The sequence below is a fragment of the Bremerella cremea genome, assembly GCF_039541315.1.
Lineage (GTDB): Bacteria > Planctomycetota > Planctomycetia > Pirellulales > Pirellulaceae > Bremerella > Bremerella cremea.
Window position 1 is genome coordinate 461,420 of record NZ_BAABFZ010000004.1, and the last position, 16,104, is coordinate 477,523.

16 protein-coding genes are annotated in these 16,104 nt (G+C 55.6%); 13 read left to right on the forward strand and 3 right to left on the reverse strand.

Annotation, left to right across the window (positions count from 1 at the left end):
* Nucleotides 1-30 precede the first annotated feature (30 nt).
* Entirely contained in the window at nucleotides 31-378 is a 348-nt protein-coding gene (locus tag ABD890_RS16505; RefSeq protein WP_345092022.1) for a co-chaperone GroES, read from the reverse strand.
* A gap of 474 nt (nucleotides 379-852) precedes the next feature.
* On the opposite strand from ABD890_RS16505, the gene ABD890_RS16510 reads away from it, so the two are divergent.
* The 13 genes from ABD890_RS16510 to ABD890_RS16570 all read left to right on the forward strand — a co-directional run bounded on the left by ABD890_RS16510 (nucleotide 853) and on the right by ABD890_RS16570 (nucleotide 14,877).
* Nucleotides 853-1,134: a hypothetical protein gene (locus ABD890_RS16510; RefSeq protein ID WP_345092025.1), complete on the forward strand. Its 282-nt coding sequence runs from the start codon at nucleotides 853-855 to the stop codon at nucleotides 1,132-1,134.
* 41 nt (nucleotides 1,135-1,175) lie between these two features.
* Complete coding sequence (gene pth / locus ABD890_RS16515) at nucleotides 1,176-1,736, forward strand: aminoacyl-tRNA hydrolase (RefSeq protein WP_345092028.1); 561 nt, start codon at nucleotides 1,176-1,178, stop codon at nucleotides 1,734-1,736.
* A gap of 96 nt (nucleotides 1,737-1,832) precedes the next feature.
* Nucleotides 1,833-2,258, forward strand: coding sequence for a 30S ribosomal protein S6 (gene rpsF / locus ABD890_RS16520; RefSeq protein WP_345092031.1), 426 nt, complete (start codon nucleotides 1,833-1,835; stop codon nucleotides 2,256-2,258).
* A 66-nt stretch (nucleotides 2,259-2,324) separates the two neighbouring features.
* Nucleotides 2,325-2,837: a single-stranded DNA-binding protein gene (gene ssb, locus ABD890_RS16525; protein ID WP_345092034.1), complete on the forward strand. Its 513-nt coding sequence runs from the start codon at nucleotides 2,325-2,327 to the stop codon at nucleotides 2,835-2,837.
* An 88-nt stretch (nucleotides 2,838-2,925) separates the two neighbouring features.
* Complete coding sequence (gene rplI, locus ABD890_RS16530) at nucleotides 2,926-3,450, forward strand: 50S ribosomal protein L9 (RefSeq protein ID WP_345092037.1); 525 nt, start codon at nucleotides 2,926-2,928, stop codon at nucleotides 3,448-3,450.
* Nucleotides 3,451-3,804: 354 nt separating this feature from the next.
* Entirely contained in the window at nucleotides 3,805-5,301 is a 1,497-nt protein-coding gene (gene dnaB / locus ABD890_RS16535; RefSeq protein ID WP_345092039.1) for a replicative DNA helicase, read from the forward strand.
* Nucleotides 5,302-5,717: 416 nt separating this feature from the next.
* Nucleotides 5,718-6,746 (forward strand): DUF1559 family PulG-like putative transporter, encoded by a 1,029-nt coding sequence (locus ABD890_RS16540; RefSeq protein WP_345092042.1) that lies wholly within the window; start codon nucleotides 5,718-5,720, stop codon nucleotides 6,744-6,746.
* Nucleotides 6,747-6,802: 56 nt separating this feature from the next.
* Nucleotides 6,803-7,222, forward strand: coding sequence for a carboxypeptidase-like regulatory domain-containing protein (locus tag ABD890_RS16545; RefSeq protein WP_345092045.1), 420 nt, complete (start codon nucleotides 6,803-6,805; stop codon nucleotides 7,220-7,222).
* Between the two features lie 269 nt (nucleotides 7,223-7,491).
* Entirely contained in the window at nucleotides 7,492-8,208 is a 717-nt protein-coding gene (locus tag ABD890_RS16550) for an arginyltransferase (RefSeq protein ID WP_345092048.1), read from the forward strand.
* A 68-nt stretch (nucleotides 8,209-8,276) separates the two neighbouring features.
* Nucleotides 8,277-9,080 carry a hypothetical protein gene (locus ABD890_RS16555; RefSeq protein WP_345092051.1) on the forward strand — a complete coding sequence of 268 codons (804 nt, stop codon included), beginning with the start codon at nucleotides 8,277-8,279 and terminating at the stop codon, nucleotides 9,078-9,080.
* Nucleotides 9,081-9,176: 96 nt separating this feature from the next.
* Nucleotides 9,177-11,249, forward strand: coding sequence for an FAD-dependent oxidoreductase (locus tag ABD890_RS16560; RefSeq protein WP_345092054.1), 2,073 nt, complete (start codon nucleotides 9,177-9,179; stop codon nucleotides 11,247-11,249).
* A gap of 194 nt (nucleotides 11,250-11,443) precedes the next feature.
* Nucleotides 11,444-13,204 carry a BamA/OMP85 family outer membrane protein gene (locus ABD890_RS16565; RefSeq protein ID WP_345092057.1) on the forward strand — a complete coding sequence of 587 codons (1,761 nt, stop codon included), beginning with the start codon at nucleotides 11,444-11,446 and terminating at the stop codon, nucleotides 13,202-13,204.
* Between the two features lie 59 nt (nucleotides 13,205-13,263).
* Entirely contained in the window at nucleotides 13,264-14,877 is a 1,614-nt protein-coding gene (locus ABD890_RS16570) for a BamA/OMP85 family outer membrane protein (protein WP_345092059.1), read from the forward strand.
* A gap of 24 nt (nucleotides 14,878-14,901) precedes the next feature.
* On the opposite strand, the gene ABD890_RS16575 is transcribed toward ABD890_RS16570, so the two are convergent.
* Nucleotides 14,902-15,141 carry a hypothetical protein gene (locus ABD890_RS16575; RefSeq protein ID WP_345092062.1) on the reverse strand — a complete coding sequence of 80 codons (240 nt, stop codon included), beginning with the start codon at nucleotides 15,139-15,141 and terminating at the stop codon, nucleotides 14,902-14,904.
* Between the two features lie 79 nt (nucleotides 15,142-15,220).
* On the reverse strand, nucleotides 15,221-16,084 hold the full coding sequence (locus ABD890_RS16580; protein ID WP_345092065.1) for a methylene-tetrahydromethanopterin dehydrogenase N-terminal domain-containing protein: 864 nt from the start codon (nucleotides 16,082-16,084) through the stop codon (nucleotides 15,221-15,223).
* Nucleotides 16,085-16,104: the final 20 nt, after the last annotated feature.

The window sequence follows — 16,104 nt, forward strand, 5'->3', positions numbered from 1 at the left end:
CGTGTCCGGAAGGTGTTTGCCGTTATGGGCTTAGTCGTCAGACTTGGTCTTCTTGGCGGTACCTGTTTCGCGGCGGAACACAGCGACGACGTCGTCGACAGGGACCACAAATAGCTGGTTGTCGGTCTCGAAATCGACCGGAATCGCGTCCTTGGGGTGGAACAAGATCTTGTCGTACTGACGAAGTGGGAAGTCTTCGTTGTTTTCGATCTGGGCGGAAATCGCCACGATTCGACCGGTGATCGTGGGGATCTCGGCCTGATCCGGCAGCGCAATGCCCCCTTTGGTGGTCCGTTTCGGTTCGTCCTTGCGGACGAGGACACGGGCACCGATCGGTTCGACATATTCAATCGCTTTGCTGCGGGTCGTTTTGGCCATGAGCTTTGAAAAGTCAGGGATTCCAGAAGACAAGAAAGGACATTCTGCTCAATTGTTCTTAAAGAATGAGGATAAGCAATCCCCCGCAAAGTTCGCAGCTGGTGCGATTGGGTGACTACCGGGCAGATTATATCGATCACAAAGGGAATACAAATAAATCGTAGCCTTGTTTGGGCTTAGGGTGACTCGCTGCTCGAAAATTGCGGAAAACTGCTCGATCCAAGTTCTGCCGATTTCACTGAGCATTTTCGCCTTCATTGAATTCCGCTTGACACGAAATCGCGCCAGAGCCTTGGTTTGGACTTGTCAACGGCGAAGACTTTGGCAAAATAACCAGTTTCCAAAATTACGAAGCTGGTCGTTAGGGAGCATTTGCTCTTTGGCTGGTCTGCTATCGATAAATACGAACCGGCCTAAAGCAGATTTTGCCCGGTCGTCCCAAGACAACACTTACTGACTGCGGAACTAGTTTTCATGGCCGAAACACTCAAAGCCACGAAGCGAGAAAAGACCGGCAAGCTCGCAAACCGTAACCTCCGCCGCGAAGGACAAATTCCAGCGGTGCTTTATGGTGCGGGCCAGGATGTGATTCATTTGGCGCTGTGTGCCGAACAGTTCGAGGCAATTGTTCGCCACGGCGTGAAGAACATTACCCTGGAAGGAGACGTTTCCGAAAGCGTCGTCATGCGAGAGGTCCAGTGGGACACTTTCGGTGTCGAAGTGCTGCACGTCGACTTCTTCCGACCTGGTAACTAAGTCGGTTTGGTTGCCGCGGTTGTGCTGATTGACTGGATGTGATGAAACTCGTCGTCGGGCTCGGAAATCCAGGAAGTAAGTACGACGGAACACGGCATAACGTCGGATTCGACGTGCTGGATGCGTTGGCCAAACGGCATAGTGCTCCAGTTCCCAAAGCCAAGTTCAACGGTCAGTTAACTGAGATAGGCGTCGGTGGTGAGAAGCTTTTTCTTCTCTGGCCCCACACCTACATGAATAAAAGTGGAAACAGCGTTCGTCCTGCGTTCGATTTTTATAAATTGACGCTGGAAGACGTTTTGATTGTCTGCGATGATTTTAATCTTCCTCTGGCCAAATTACGGCTCAAAGGCAAGGGATCCGCAGGCGGACAAAACGGACTGGCCGATGTGATTCAAAAACTCGGCTCGGATGAGGTGCCCCGGCTTCGCGTCGGAATCGGGCCACCACGAGAAGGAGCCGACGTAGCCGGCTATGTCCTGAGCAGCTTTGCGAAGGTCGAAAAGCCGGAAATCGATTTGTGCGTGGAACGTGCCGCTTCGGCGGTCGAAGACTGGGTTGCCCAGGGAATCACGCACACGATGAATCACTACAACGGATAGCAATTCAATTACCAACGTGGTTGGTCGCACGCCCCAGCAAAGCGGCGACTGCCACCCACCGACTATTTTGACGTCGACATTCGAGGAGTAGAAACCTTGGCGGCTTACGTTTACGAGGGGATGTTCATTCTGGACTCCAACCGGTATGGAAAGGATCCCAGTGGGGTCTCCGGTAAAATCAACGCCCTGGTTGAAAAGCTGGGTGGCGAAATCCTGGTTAGCCGTATGTGGGCCGAACAGCGCCTGGCGTACCCGATCAACGGGCAACGTCGTGGCACTTACTGGCTGACCTACTTCCGCCTGGACAGCCTGAAGATGGACGAGTTGAACTACGCATGTAACATCAATGATGACATGCTGCGGTTCCTCTTCATCAAGCAAGATCCACGTCTGGTCGACATGCTGATCGCTCACGCCGAAGGGCATGAGTTCGCTGGCGACGAAGATTCGGACGACAGCGGATCGGACGACTCGGACGAAGAAGAATCGTCGGAAGAAGAACCAGTCGAAGCTGCAGAGTAACTTCTGCACCGACTTGCGTCAGCAATTAACCAGTCGATTTCGATCTAGCCCTGTAGGAGCGTCACCATGGCAAGTTTCAACCGAGTTATTCTGGTCGGGAACCTGACACGGGACATCGATTTACGATATGTCTCCGGGGGCGGAACGGCCGTCACTGAGCTGGGCCTGGCGGTCAATGATCGACGAAAGACTCAATCGGGCGAATGGGTCGATGAAACGACCTTCGTGGATGTTACCCTTTGGGGACGCACCGCGGAAATCGCCAGTGAATACCTGAGCAAGGGCTCGTCCGTTCTGATTGAGGGGCGACTCAAGCTCGATACGTGGGAAACGGACGGCCAAAAGCGGTCCAAGCTCCGTGTCGTTGGTGAAAAGATGCAGATGCTTGGTGGACGTGAAGGACAAGGCGGCGGCGGACCAAGCCGTGGCCCTTCGCGACCGCAGCGTCAGTCGCAGCCTCAAGGAGGCGGCGGCGGTGGTTACAACCAGGCACCTGCCAACGATTACGACTCCTACGACGACGGCAGCTTTGGCGGACCTGGGTCCCAACAAGGTGCTGACGACGACATCCCATTTTAGTGGCTGGCGGTCGACACAAACGTCGACGTCACCCCCGAAGTAAGAAACGATCGCCAAACCACTGGCAATTACTGGAAATAGCAACACCATGCCAACTCGATCTGAAAAGCATCTTGCACGTCCCTGGAAGCGTTTGCCGAAAGGTAAGCACGGCGGTATCGAACTGCTGTTGATTCAATCGGTCGATCACCTCGGTAAGCCAGGTGATGTTGTCGAAGTCCGTCCTGGCTACGCCAACAACTACCTGATTCCGCAGGGCCTCGCCACCGTCGCCACCACCCACCACAAGCGGATGGTTGATAAGCACAAGGCGAAACTGGCCGAGATCGAAAAGTCGCGTTTGGCTGGTTTGCGGGCGATCGCCGATCTGCTCAACCGCCAGAGCGTTACCATCGAAGCCAACGCCAACGACGAAGGTCACCTGTACGGCAGTGTCGGTCAGGTCGAAATTGTCCATGCGTTGAAAGAACAGAACTTCACCGTCACCCCAGATCAGGTTCGCCTGCAGGGTCCGCTGAAAGAACTCGGTTTGTATACCGTCAAGATTCACCTTCATGCCGAAATCGAGTCGGAATTGAAGGTGTGGGTTGTTCCGACCGTCTCGGGCGATTAAGTTTCGCCCCTGAGGTCTGTGTGCGTTTCACGCACTGAGTTAATCGTGCCTCCACGACCGATTCGTTCGGGACCGTATAGCACGCTACGGCAAGTCTCTTGAGCCGACCTAATCATGGCTCGAGGCTTGTTGGTCTTAGTAAGTCGCACTCCCTTTTTTTCCGCCGGTGACGGAGCTCGGTCTGCTCTTTCGATCCAGGGCTGACCTGAAGACATATCCCCCGCGGACATCAAAAAAACTCCTCGGCCTCCCCGAGGAGTTTTTTTGTAGCTGGACCTGGCTATCTTGTGATTTCCGAGTCTTTTGGCCGCGATATCTGGCGAGTGACTGGGAAGGCTCGCCCGGTGCGGTACGATGGTAACCGCGACTCGACAACCTTCTCGCAAATTAATCGACGGAGCATACCCTTTGGCCACTGGCGGCAACAAATCCAAGAAGCGTCGGTTCGACGATCGAGAAGAAGTCACCACGAACATTCTCGATAAGCAACCGCCGTGTAGCATCGAGGCCGAGCAGTGTGTCTTGGGCAGTATCATTCTTCTGCCCGACTGCCTCGACGACGTGATTCTGATTTTGCGTCCGGAAGACTTCTACGACGACGCGAATAAGAAGCTCTTCGAGCACATGATCGATCTGCACAACAGTGGGCGAAAGATCGACGTCACGCTGCTCAGCGAGCATCTACGCGATGCTGGAGATTGGGAGTTCGTTGGCGGTGCGGCTTACCTGGCCAAGGTGGCACGAAGTGTTCCGCATGCCGCCCATGCTGCCAGCTACGCCGAGATCGTTCGTAAGAAGGCAACCAGTCGGAACCTGATCATTGCGGCGACCGATATTCTGCAAGATGCCTACCAGGAAGCAGGCAAGCCGGAAGAACTGATTGGTCGTGCGGAACAGAAAATCTTCTCGATTCTCGACGGTCGCGACAGTCGCAGTATGGCCAGCATGCGAGAAATCGTCACCGAGGCGATGGAACGCATCGATGCGCGATTGCGGGGTGAGGCGAATGAAGATGGCGTGCTCACCGGATTTGCCGACCTGGACGAAATGACCAGCGGTTTTCATGGCAGCCAGCTTCTGATTTTGGCCGCTCGACCGGCGATGGGTAAAACAGCCTTCGCCATGAATATCGCCGAAAATGTTGCCGTGCACGACAAAGTGCCGGTGCTGTTCGTCAGCCTCGAAATGGGTTCGGTCGAACTTTGCGATCGTTTGCTTTGTAGCGTGGCTCGCGTCAACGGTCACCGACTTCGTAACGGCACGCTTAGCCATGAAGACCGTGCTCGTTTGATCGAGAAGTCTTCACTGGTGGGGGAAGCGCCTTTGTTTGTGGACGACTCGCCGAGCCGAACCGTGGCCGAAATCGCGGCCTCAGCCCGACGAATCATTCGTAGCGAACGCCGTCTCGGCTTGATCGTGATCGACTATTTGCAGCTGATTGAACCTGACAATGCCGACGATCCACGTCAGGAACAGGTCGCCAAGATCGCGCGACGATTGAAGGGTTTGGCTCGTGAAATGAATGTGCCGATCCTGTGTCTGGCACAGCTCAATCGTCAGGCCGAAGCCTCGAAGGACAACAAGCCCAAGCTGAGCCACTTGCGTGAATCAGGTGCTATCGAGCAGGATGCCGACGTCGTGATGTTTGTGCACCGTGAAGAGTACTATCACCACGGTGAAGAACGCGAGCAGCACGCCGGTCAGGCCGAAATTATCATCGGTAAGCAGCGTGCAGGCCCCGTGGGCGAAGTGAAATTGACCTGGCTCAAAGACTTCACCCGATTCGAGAATGCCTTCGATCGCGAGCCCGACGATTTCTCGGCGTTCAACCAAGGCGAAGGTGGCTTCTAGTCGCGTGCCCAATTAACCAACGTCCGGTTGCCAGAACGCAGCCGGACGTTTCTATTTCTTGCCTCGGAAGCTGCGGAATTCCTCATCACACTTGCCCAGCACTCAGGCACCCAGCCCCGCCCCCGAAGGGACGTTGCGCAATCCGCCATATTTGGCCGGCAAACTTCTTTCAAATCGGCCAAAAGTAAAGTGCCAAGATGCAGTTTGGCTAAATTGTGTTGTCGCTTGACTTGCGACGTCTGCTGCCAGCCTGCGATGGCCTTGGCAGGCACGAATTCGGGAGATGCCGCGTCTGTGGCACACAAAACACGCTTTTTGGACCAGAAATTGCTTGGTAACGCGAGATATCTTCCCGTGCGATCGGGGGATCCGGAATTATCAGTCCTTTTCTGTTTCGAGAACGGAGTTGTCAGACTATGCCGCATTTCAATCGTCGCTTCAAGGCTTTCACGCTGGTCGAGTTGCTGGTGGTGATTGCGATCATTGGTGTGTTGATCGCGTTGCTTTTACCTGCCGTCCAACAGGCCCGCGAAGCTGCCCGGCGAATGCAGTGTTCGAACAACTTGAAGCAGCTTGGTCTGGCCATTCACAACTACCACGATACGCACGGCTGTTTCCCGATCTCGCACTATCCAACGCCGACGAACCGCAAGCCCGCGAGCTGGATGGTTCGAGTTCTGGCCTTCATGGATCAAGGGGCTGCCGCCGGTCAGATTACCTACGACGACACCGATTTCGCGGCCGATTCGCTCGATCGAAACTGGCAGATCACACAAAACTTGTACATGGAATCGGTCCGCTGTCCTTCGAACCCGATGGATGCGATGCATACCCAGGCAGTTTCCAGTGAAACGCAGAACCTGGGTGCGCCCGCAACGGCCGAATATCAAATTGCCGACTACACCGGCCTAAGCGGCGCCTACAACGCTTCGTCGCCAACTTTCTGGAATGGATACCGCGGTCGCAAGGACTACAACGGCATTTTTGTTGCGGTCGACGACGTGAACGGGGATACCTGTTCATTCCGCCATGTGGCCGACGGCACCAGCAACACGCTGGCAATCGGCGAGCAATCGAACTATTTCCGCTACCTCGATAGCAACGGAGAAATCCAACAGGCCGATCATCGTTCGTGGTTGAGCGATGCCGGTTTGTTCGGCGGCGGTGGTGGTGGATCGAAGTCCGAGGCACGAAGCTATTGGAAAGGTGTTTCGACCATTCGTGCTGGGATCAATGTCGTTGCTCCTGGCGTCAACAATCCATTCGGCGTCGGGCTGATGTACAACCGTCCGCGACACAATACGCCGTTTGTTTCCGCACATCCTGGTGGAGCGATGTTCACAATGACCGATGGCTCGGTGCGTTTCGTTAGCGAACACATCGTATTCAATACCCTAATGGATCTGGCCAACCGCCAAGATGGCCGAGTCCTAGGCGAATACTAATTCGCTGAGGGCCCGTCATGCCTGTCGCTTTGTTGGATACGGAGTTCAATACAACCATGGAACGAATCGCTAGTAGCTTGGTTCTTCTCGTCGCGGTCGCTTTTGCCGGGTGTGGTGCCCACGACGGTCCACAGCTGGCGCCGGTGACCGGAAAAATTACCGTCGATGGCCAACCGCTAGTCGGAGCGACGATGGAGTTCTATCCACAGCAGGTGGGGGCTCCTTCGTATGGTCGCTCCAACGAGAATGGCGAATTCACGCTTCGTTACTCCAACGGTCAGATGGGGGCCGTCCCAGGAGAGCACCGCGTGAATGTGCTCGGCGGTCATGTGAAGGGGAAGGCCGAGAAGAAAAAGAACAACGATCCCAACTTCCAAGAAAATCCAGATCGTCCTCGCAAGGGAAAGCCTTCCCGAAATGATATCCCGGTTACGATCGAGCCCAACGGAAAAGAACCCATTGAAATCGCGTTATAGGCGGTAATTCAGCGAACAACTTGTTCGGCAGCTTTGCAAAAAAGAGCCCTGCGCAATCCCGATTGTGCGGGCTCTTTTTTTGTGGCTTCCCACGCCGAAGGGTGCCCGCACTGGATTTGAGACGTAATGCAATAGGATTGGCCTGAAGTACGCCCTACAATTATGTAGAGACGATATACGGTTTAAGTCGTCGATCCTTGTCGGGTGGACAGGGGCAAGCGTGGTTTTCGGTCGCTGCTTTTCAGCGGGGCCTGGGCAATGAGGACCCAATGGGCGAAGAGTATGGGGCAAAATTTATTGACGTCGAAGAGACGTGTCCCTACCTGCCTGACCGGCTGGCTGTGCTCCCGTTTTATCTAAGCGACTTTCGCTCCGAGCCAGCGGCCTTTGACTTGGTGCTTTCTGAAGGCGTTCGTCGTTCGGGCATTTTCATCTACCACACCGAGTGCCCAGACTGCACGGCCTGCGAACCGATTCGTATTCCGGTCGACGATTTTCAACCTCGCCGCCGCCATCGCCGCGTGCTGAAAAAGGGGGAAGATAATCTGCGAGTCGAGATCGGTGAACCTCGCGTCGACCTGGAAAGGCTTAATCTCTACAACCAACACAAAGTCGGTCGTGGTCTTGGTGAGCCAGGTAGCGAGATCGATATCAAGAGCCTGAAAGAGTTCCTGGGAATCACTTGCTGTGACAGTCGCGAGTTCCGCTACTTTCATCAAGATAAGTTGGTGGGTGTATCGATCGCCGATGTTGGCAAAGAAGCAATGTCGGCCGTCTATTGCTATTTCGATTCGAAGTTGGCTCACCTCAGCATTGGGACCTTTTCGGTCCTCAAGCAAATCGAAGCGTGCCGGGCCTGGGGCCTGAAATATCTGTACCTCGGCTTCTATGTCGCCGGGAACGATCACATGCGTTACAAGGCATCTTACGTTCCTCACGAGCGCCGCATTCGAGGCGTTTGGACGCGGTTTGACGAGCAGGACTGATATCGCAGTCCGCTTTCACAATAGTGGCATCTCGCGAGTCACTTCTATATCCTGGTCGAAGTTTCAAGTTGCCTGGCATCCCTTCGGCAACACCTTTCCATGCATATGCAAGTGTGGTGATCGCAGGTTTCTTCGGCTGGGCATCGATGATGGAAGAGCGCGCACCTGAACTCACTTCGCGGCAGTTTTCGCTAGGAGGCTTCTGGCTTTGGCTGACCCTGGTGCTGTTGCCGCTGGGCATGAACGTGACGTTCGTGCGCATGATGGCTGATGATCAAGGCGTGGCCGAAGCTTGGTACTGGATCGGCTCAATCGAGCAGGCATGGCTGACCGGCTCGTTCTTATTCTGCCTAATCGTTCTGGGGATCGGCATCGTCAAGCATCGCCCGATCGTGATGGAGCCGGGGACCGTCATTCTCTTGGCTGTTGGCATCGCACAACTGCCTAACACCTTAATGGTGACCTACGGCCTGATCTTTAATGCGTCTGATGTTTCGGAGATGCACGACCTGGCGACGGACTATCTGATTTGGGGAGTCCGGATAGCCAACTACCTGAAAACTTTCCTGTTCGTTTGGGCGTGTTGGAAGTTCCGACAAGAATGGCATTGGCTGGTCTGGTTCAGTTGGATGTTTACTTTTCGATTGCTTACATACATGGGGCTATCGGTAATGCGGCCAGTCGTTTTCGGGCACGCTCTGGATGGTGTCTCTCGCTTGATGAATTGGGAGGTTCCTGCCGTGATTCTGGTAATCGCGGTTTGTGTGGACATCAGTAATAAACGAGAACGCACGTGGCTGCATCGTCTCGGAGTGGGGAGTTGGTTCTTGACGTTTCTGATGGCAATTGCGATCAGGTTCATCGTCCTCTAGTCGCCTTGTTGCCAACTGTTTGAAACCAGAGCCCTCGTCAGGCTAAAATGGGAGCCAACCTACCTGCCCCCTCCTTTCTTGCTTGGCCCCACCTCGATGAAAACGCTTGCTTCTTTTGCCGTTTGTGCCGCAATCTTCTCGCTTCTGCTGATCCCGGTGAAAACGGTTTACGCCGAGACCCGTTCCGCCGATGTCATTGTTTATGGTGCTACGCCGGGAGGGTTCTGTGCCGCGATCGCCGCGGCCCGCGAAGGGGCATCGGTCATGCTGATCGAGCCGACATCGCATGTCGGTGGTGTGAATACCGGCGGGCTCAGTTTCAGCGACTCGAACCAGACGGTGCGTTCGACCGTGATGGGTTTATTCGACGAATGGCATCATCGTATCGAAGCCGACTACCAGGCTCGTGGTGTGCAGCTTCCTTACGACGTCAGCGTGAAGAACAACGCCACGTGGACCTATGAACCTCACGTGGCGATGCGCGTCACGATGGCGATGCTCAAGGAAGCCAACGTCGAAGTCCTTCCCAGTCATATCCTTCAGTCGGTCAAAAAAGATGGACCGACGATCATCGAGATGAAGACCGGTCAAGGTGCCTTCACGGCGAAGACTTTCGTCGACGCAACCTACGAGGGCGATCTGTTGGCGGCCGCTGGCGTCGCGTGGACGATCGGCCGGGAAGGTAAAGCGGAATATGGCGAATCGCTCGCCGGGAAACGCTATCCCAAGCAGACGATGAAGTTCTCTGGCTACGACGACGCCGGAAATCTGTTACCGCTCGTGACGACTGATCAGCCAGGCAATGAAGCGGACGGCGACGATCTGGTAATGGTCTATAGCTTCCGGCTGTGTCTGACAGAAGACGAGAACAACCGTGTCGAGATGCCCAAACCAAATCAGTACGATCCGGCCCGGTTCGAGGCACTGCGTCGCTACATTCAATCAGGCGGAACCCAGTACGGGATCGACTTGTATCCGCTGCCAGGCAACAAGTTCGACGGCAACAACTCGATTGGCGGGCAGTTCTCTTTGGGACTGGTTGGGGCCTGCAATGGCTGGAGCGAAACTGATCAAGCGGGCCGTGACAAGATTTTTGAAGCCCATAAACAGTACACCCTCGAGTTCTATCACTTCCTGACGACTGATCCGGCGGTGCCGAAGTCGATTCGTGATCGCTATGCCCGACTTGGTCTGTGTGCCGACGAGTTTCCGGAAACGGATCACTGGCCGCCGCAACTTTATGTTCGCGAAGGTCGCCGGATGGAAGGGATGTACGTCGTGAGTCAGAGCGACATTCTGGAAGCCCCAGAGAAAGCGGATCCAATCGCCGTCTCTTCTTTTCCGATCGACTCGCACGACTGCCAACGGGTCGCGTTTGCCGATGGAACGGTCAAAGATGAAGGAACGATTTTCCCGATTCGCATGCCAGGACGTCGCCATGGTTACGCGTACCATATTCCGTATCGGTCGATCCTGCCGAAAGCAGCGGAGTGCGACAATCTGCTGGTGCCGGTTGCCATGGCGTGCACCCACGTGGGGATCTCGTCCATTCGGGTCGAGCCGACATGGATGATCATCGGACAAAGTGCTGGCATTGCTGCCGCGATGGCGGCCCAGCAACAAAAGCCCGTTCAAGATCTCGACTATCCACAGCTCCGCGAGCAGTTGCTGGCACAAGGTCAGGTCTTGGAGCTGCCGAAGCTGGAAGACCTGCCGTCGCCGCCGATGGCGAAGGTCAATGTTGCTTCAAAGACGCTCGCGGGCGTGGTGCTCGATGATGCTTCGGCCAAGCTGAAAGGGAGCTGGCTGCGGTCGACCAACTTTAAGCCGCATATCGACACCGGCTACCTGCACGATGGTGGCGAGAACAAAGGGACCGCCCAAGCCACGTTTCACTGCAAGGTTCCCAAGAGTGGTAAGTATGCGGTCCGGATGGCCTATTCGCCGCATCCGACCCGCGCCAAGAATGTTCCTCTGATGGTGACCCAGTCGGGTCGCACCACCCAGTTGATGGTCGATCAAACGAGGCCGCTCGCCAATGGGGAAGCATTTCGCACAGTTGGCGAAGTCGAGCTTTCCGCCGAGGCAGAAGTGACGATTGTCGTCGGAACCGAAGGGACCGAGGGCTTCGTAATTCTCGACGCCATCCAGTTGCTGCCAGCCCCCTAGGGGTGGCTTCTCTTAATCGGAAATCTGGGGACAACGGCAGCATCGCTAGCGTCCCGTTTCGCCTGAACCTTCAACTTTTCCGATGCGTATCCCTAAACAGCGCAACTCAAGGGCAATATTCGTCTTGCCAGGAGCATCGCGTTTCAGTATTTCTCCACATTGCGTTCCAAAAGCTCGCCCGAGTTAGGGATGCGATGGTAGGCACGGAAGCCAGCCAGCTTGTTGATAAAGGGATTTACCAAATGCAGTGGACTTGCCACGGGCTATCGAGCACCGTCGTCACGACCGCGCTATTGTGCCTGGGATTGGCCGTAACGCCGTCAAACGCACAAGACATCATGCCGGAATTGGTTGCACCTGCGCCCATTTCGCCATCGAACCCGACGCGCCCTCTGGTGACCGGGATTCGATTGCAAGGGAACAACCAGACGGAAGAAACCCGTATCCGGTCGATGGTCAAAACACGTGTTGGCCGTGAATTCGACCCAGAACAGATCCAATCGGACGTGCGTCGATTGGCCGCCTCGGGACTCTTCCGTGACGTGCAAATTCTGACCGATAAAACGGCGGAAGGAATTGCCGTTACCTTCGTGCTGGAAGAACGTCCTCGCATTGCCTACATCAAGTTTCTGGGCAACGAATCGGTTCGCGACAAAACGCTGCTGAAGAAGTCGGAAATGAAGGTCGAAGGGACCCTCAATAAGTACGTCATCGAAGAAGCACGTCTGAAACTGGAAGACTACTACCACACGCGCGGTCACGGAAAAGCGACCGTCGAGGTTGTCGAAGGGCTCGAGGCCAACGACAAGGGTGTGGTGTTCATGATCCATGAAGGTCCGCTGGCTCGAATCGGTAGCACGACGTTTGTCGGCAATTCGATTGCCTCGGACGGACGTTTGAAAACACAAATCAAAAGCAAGCCCGGCTGGTTCTACATCCTGCAGGGGCAGCTCGATAAGTCGCAAGTCGAACAAGACGTCGATAGCCTGACCGCCTATTACCGAAGCCTCGGCTTCTTTAAGGCGAACGTCAATCGCATGATCAAGTACAGCGACAGCGGCCAATGGGCTTACATCACTTTCGTGATCGACGAAGGCCCACGCTACGAAGTGCGAAACATCTCGTTCGTCGGGCATACCCGCTTCGAGACCGAACAGCTCTTCACCCAAATCAACATGGAGCGTGGCGAGTTCTTCGATCAAAAGAAGATGAACGCCGACATTCGTTCGATCTCGGACCTGTATGGTTCGCAGGGCTACATCCACGCCGACGTGAAAGCGGAACCTCGCTTCCTGGAAACCCCAGGCACGCTGGACCTCGTTTACGACATTCGTGAAGGGGACCAGTACCGCGTCGGTAACATCAACATTGAAATCAGTGGCGACATGCCACACACCAAGCATGCCGTGATTATGAACCGCATGTCGCTGCAGCCTGGTGACATCATCGACATCACCAAGATTCGCGACGACGAACGACGTATCAAAGCGTCGCAGTTGTTTGTGAACGAACCGCATCGAGGCGTGACGCCATCGATCACGGTGGCTCCGCCGGAGTTGAGTGAAGTCGAGACGCAGGTCGCCGAGCGTGGTCGCCAGACCTATCGCGGTCAAAGCCCAGTCGCTGGCGAGCCTCAGTATCGCCAGGTGCAACAGCCATCGGCGCAACCACCTCAGTATCAACAGGCTCAGATGCAGCCTTATGGGCAGCAGCAACAGCCTGTCTATCAGCAGGTTCAGTATCAGAAGCCGCAGGCCTACCAGCCGCAGCCGCAATACCAGGCCCAACCGCAACCGTCGTACTACGAACAGCAACAAGGCTATTCCCAGCCACAAGCTGCTCCAGCGACGACTCAGCGGACAAGCCGCTATTCGCAGCCGACGTACCGGGAAGCTTCAGCAGCGATGCCGCAGCAAAACCCGACTTCCGTTTATTCATCCATGCCGAACAACTAAGAAGCCCTGGTTCAGCTCGATTTCCCCCCCGAGCACCAACGCTGAATGAGGACCACTAGGTGGACAGAAGCGGACAACTGCTGAATATAACCCTGGCGTTAGGGTTCATCGCGTGTGTTTGCACCAGTTGGACGACCGTCTCGGCTCAAACGATGAGTGGCGGTTATGGCCAACAGCAAATGCCCGGATGGGAAAGCCAAAACAACGCCTCGGGATATCCCCAAAGCACACAGAACTGGGATTCATACGGCCGGTCTGCCTACCAGGCGTCTCCCGGCAATCCGAATCAGTATCGCAATGGCATGCCAGCCTCGGGTGCTCCAATTGGCACGGTCGATCCGTATCAACAGCAGTATCCTGGCCAACAGGTGCAGTATCAGCAAGGTTTTCCTTCGCCTGATAATCCGGAAACCGGGATGTACAACGTTGACCCGTCGGGCAATCCGTACGACTCGCCGCCGCTGCCAGCTCCGGTTGGTGGAGGCCCTGGCTATGCTTATCCTCCCGTAAATGGCCGTCCCTTGGGTGGTGCTCGTATCTACGATCCACCGCTGGGCCCCGATGCGATCATCACGCCGAATCCGTATTACGATCCTGGCCGTACGGCTGACTTGACCATCCGAGCTGAAGAAGCCCAGACTGGTCGTTTCCAGTTTGGTGTCGGTATCAACTCGGATGCGGGTGTGAACGGTTCGATCGTGATCGACGAACGCAACTTCGACTGGCGTCGGTTTCCGACCAGCGTCGACGACATTTGGAATGGCCGCGCCTGGCGAGGTGCAGGGCAGGGCTTTCGTATTGAAGCGATGCCAGGTAGCCAGGTCCAGCGTTACATGGTCAGCTTCAGCGAACCGTACTTGTTCAATACCCGCGTCAGCATGAACATGAGCGGTTACTTGTTCAATCGAATCTATCGCGACTGGGACGAACAGCGTATCGGCGGTCGCGTTGGTCTTGGCTATCGTTTGACGCCTGACCTTTCGACGGCGGTCAGTCTGCGAATGGAAGACGTGGGGATCAGCGATCCGCGCGTGAACAACGTTCAAGAGCTGAACGAAGCGGTCGGGCATCACGACTTGTACACGGCCAGTTGGAGCATCACCCACGATACGCGTGACATGGCGTTCTCGCCGACCGAAGGGCACTTGTTCGAGATCAACCTGGAACAAGCCTTTGGCGAGTACGACTACTCCCGCGCGGAAGTCGACTTCCGGCAATACTTCCTGCTGGGCGAACGTCCCGACGGTTCCGGTCGTCATACGCTCGGCTTTTCGACCCGAGCAGGCTTCTCTGGTGCGGAAACGCCAATCTTCGAGAACTTCTACGCGGGTGGTTTCTCGACCTTGCGTGGTTTCGACTTCCGTCGCGTCGGTCCGAAGTCGGGCGACGTGTACGTCGGTGGTCCGTTCCGAGTTCTCGGTTCGGTCGAATACATGTTCCCGATCACTGCCGACGACATGGTCAAAGGCGTGATCTTCACTGACGTTGGTGCGGTGGAAGAGTCGACCAAGATCGTCTGGGATGACTTCGACATCGCCCCAGGTTTCGGTCTCCGAATTTCGGTTCCGGCTCTGGGTCAGGCACCAATTGCCTTGGACTTTGCTTTCCCAGTCAATCGTGCCGATACCGACCAGACTCAGGTCTTCAGCTTCTTCGTCGGTGCCGCTCGTTAATCGAGCGACGCCTGACGGTTTGACTTAGCGGAAGGTCCAGTCGACGTAGGTATTGAAATAGCCGTGATGAAATCCGGCTTGCCGGTAAGGATCTTGAACACCAAACCAGCCATAAGAATAGCGAGTCTTCTGGCGCGGAATTTGAATCGGGGCCGCCGTCGATTCTGGGGCGATGATCCAGTACTGAGCAGGTCCGGCGGCTTGCGCGGATGAACCAGCCAGCGAGCTTGCCAGCAGAGTCAATGCGAATAGCCAGTTACGCATGCTATCACTCCCTCGTTGAGATCTTTCGTGTAGACAATATCGTTGTCGACCATCTACCAGTGATAGCACGCAGCGAAAATCAACCTTCCAGGTCCATTCCCAGGGCATAGATCTCTTCCGCGTTCAAAACCAGGTCGTTGCGACTGAAGAGATACTCGATCGCGGCCCGGTGGATGGCCATCTTCGTCACGCCAACGCCAATCGCGCCGTAGCAAATTTGGCTTCCTTGTTCAGCCGCTTTGTCCTGCGAACCGATCCCTTCCAGTCCGACTGGGGGAACCGCATTCAAATCGATCGCCACTTTTAGATCGGCTGCCTGGCGACGGACTTCTTCAGTCACCAGGGTAACGCCAGCCGCCCCTGCGGCGATCAGCAGTTGAACGCCTTCCAGCGCCGTAGCGACCGATGCGTCGTCGCTAGTTGCCAGAGGTTCTGGCGAGCCGATTTGAACATCGTCGGCGATTTGCTTACAGATCGCGGTGGCCTTTTCCAGCGATCGGGAAGCGAGGCGAACGTTGGCTCCTGCCCGAATCAACAGTCGCGCGGCACGCTGACCGACGGGGCCTGTTCCGCCCAGGACCAAGGCGTTGGCTCCTTCCAGATTCAAGTGACGTCCACCACAGATTACGGCGGCCGAAGCGGTTGTGTTGGCACCGTTGGCATCCAACATGACCGAGACCCGCATTGGGCCATAGAAGCTTTGGGTAACCGATTTCAAGAGTTTCTCGGCTGCGTCGACGTTGGATCCGCCGACATAAATGGCCGAGTGGTTCAATTTGCTGGGGGCACGGGTGAAGATCAGCCCATGCACCAGGCCGGCTACTTGATCTGGCGTGACGCCACCATGACGAAACATTACCTCCGCTCCAGAATCGATCGCCACCACGGAATCGAACGTGCTGGGTTGAACATCGGTATCGAGTTGCAGAAGAATGTTTTTCATGGCGAATTGCTTTCGAGAAT

Excerpts from the sequence above, each read along its gene's own strand:
- ABD890_RS16505 (WP_345092022.1), bottom strand. The coding sequence starts at position 378 with ATGGCCAAAACGACCCGCAGCAAAGCGATTGAATATGTCGAACCGATC.
- ABD890_RS16510 (WP_345092025.1), top strand. The coding sequence starts at position 853 with ATGGCCGAAACACTCAAAGCCACGAAGCGAGAAAAGACCGGCAAGCTC.
- pth (WP_345092028.1), top strand. The coding sequence starts at position 1,176 with ATGAAACTCGTCGTCGGGCTCGGAAATCCAGGAAGTAAGTACGACGGA.
- ssb (WP_345092034.1), top strand. The coding sequence starts at position 2,325 with ATGGCAAGTTTCAACCGAGTTATTCTGGTCGGGAACCTGACACGGGAC.
- rplI (WP_345092037.1), top strand. The coding sequence starts at position 2,926 with ATGCCAACTCGATCTGAAAAGCATCTTGCACGTCCCTGGAAGCGTTTG.
- dnaB (WP_345092039.1), top strand. The coding sequence starts at position 3,805 with ATGGTAACCGCGACTCGACAACCTTCTCGCAAATTAATCGACGGAGCA.
- ABD890_RS16540 (WP_345092042.1), top strand. The coding sequence starts at position 5,718 with ATGCCGCATTTCAATCGTCGCTTCAAGGCTTTCACGCTGGTCGAGTTG.
- ABD890_RS16545 (WP_345092045.1), top strand. The coding sequence starts at position 6,803 with ATGGAACGAATCGCTAGTAGCTTGGTTCTTCTCGTCGCGGTCGCTTTT.
- ABD890_RS16550 (WP_345092048.1), top strand. The coding sequence starts at position 7,492 with ATGGGCGAAGAGTATGGGGCAAAATTTATTGACGTCGAAGAGACGTGT.
- ABD890_RS16560 (WP_345092054.1), top strand. The coding sequence starts at position 9,177 with ATGAAAACGCTTGCTTCTTTTGCCGTTTGTGCCGCAATCTTCTCGCTT.
- ABD890_RS16565 (WP_345092057.1), top strand. The coding sequence starts at position 11,444 with ATGGTAGGCACGGAAGCCAGCCAGCTTGTTGATAAAGGGATTTACCAA.
- ABD890_RS16575 (WP_345092062.1), bottom strand. The coding sequence starts at position 15,141 with ATGCGTAACTGGCTATTCGCATTGACTCTGCTGGCAAGCTCGCTGGCT.
- ABD890_RS16580 (WP_345092065.1), bottom strand. The coding sequence starts at position 16,084 with ATGAAAAACATTCTTCTGCAACTCGATACCGATGTTCAACCCAGCACG.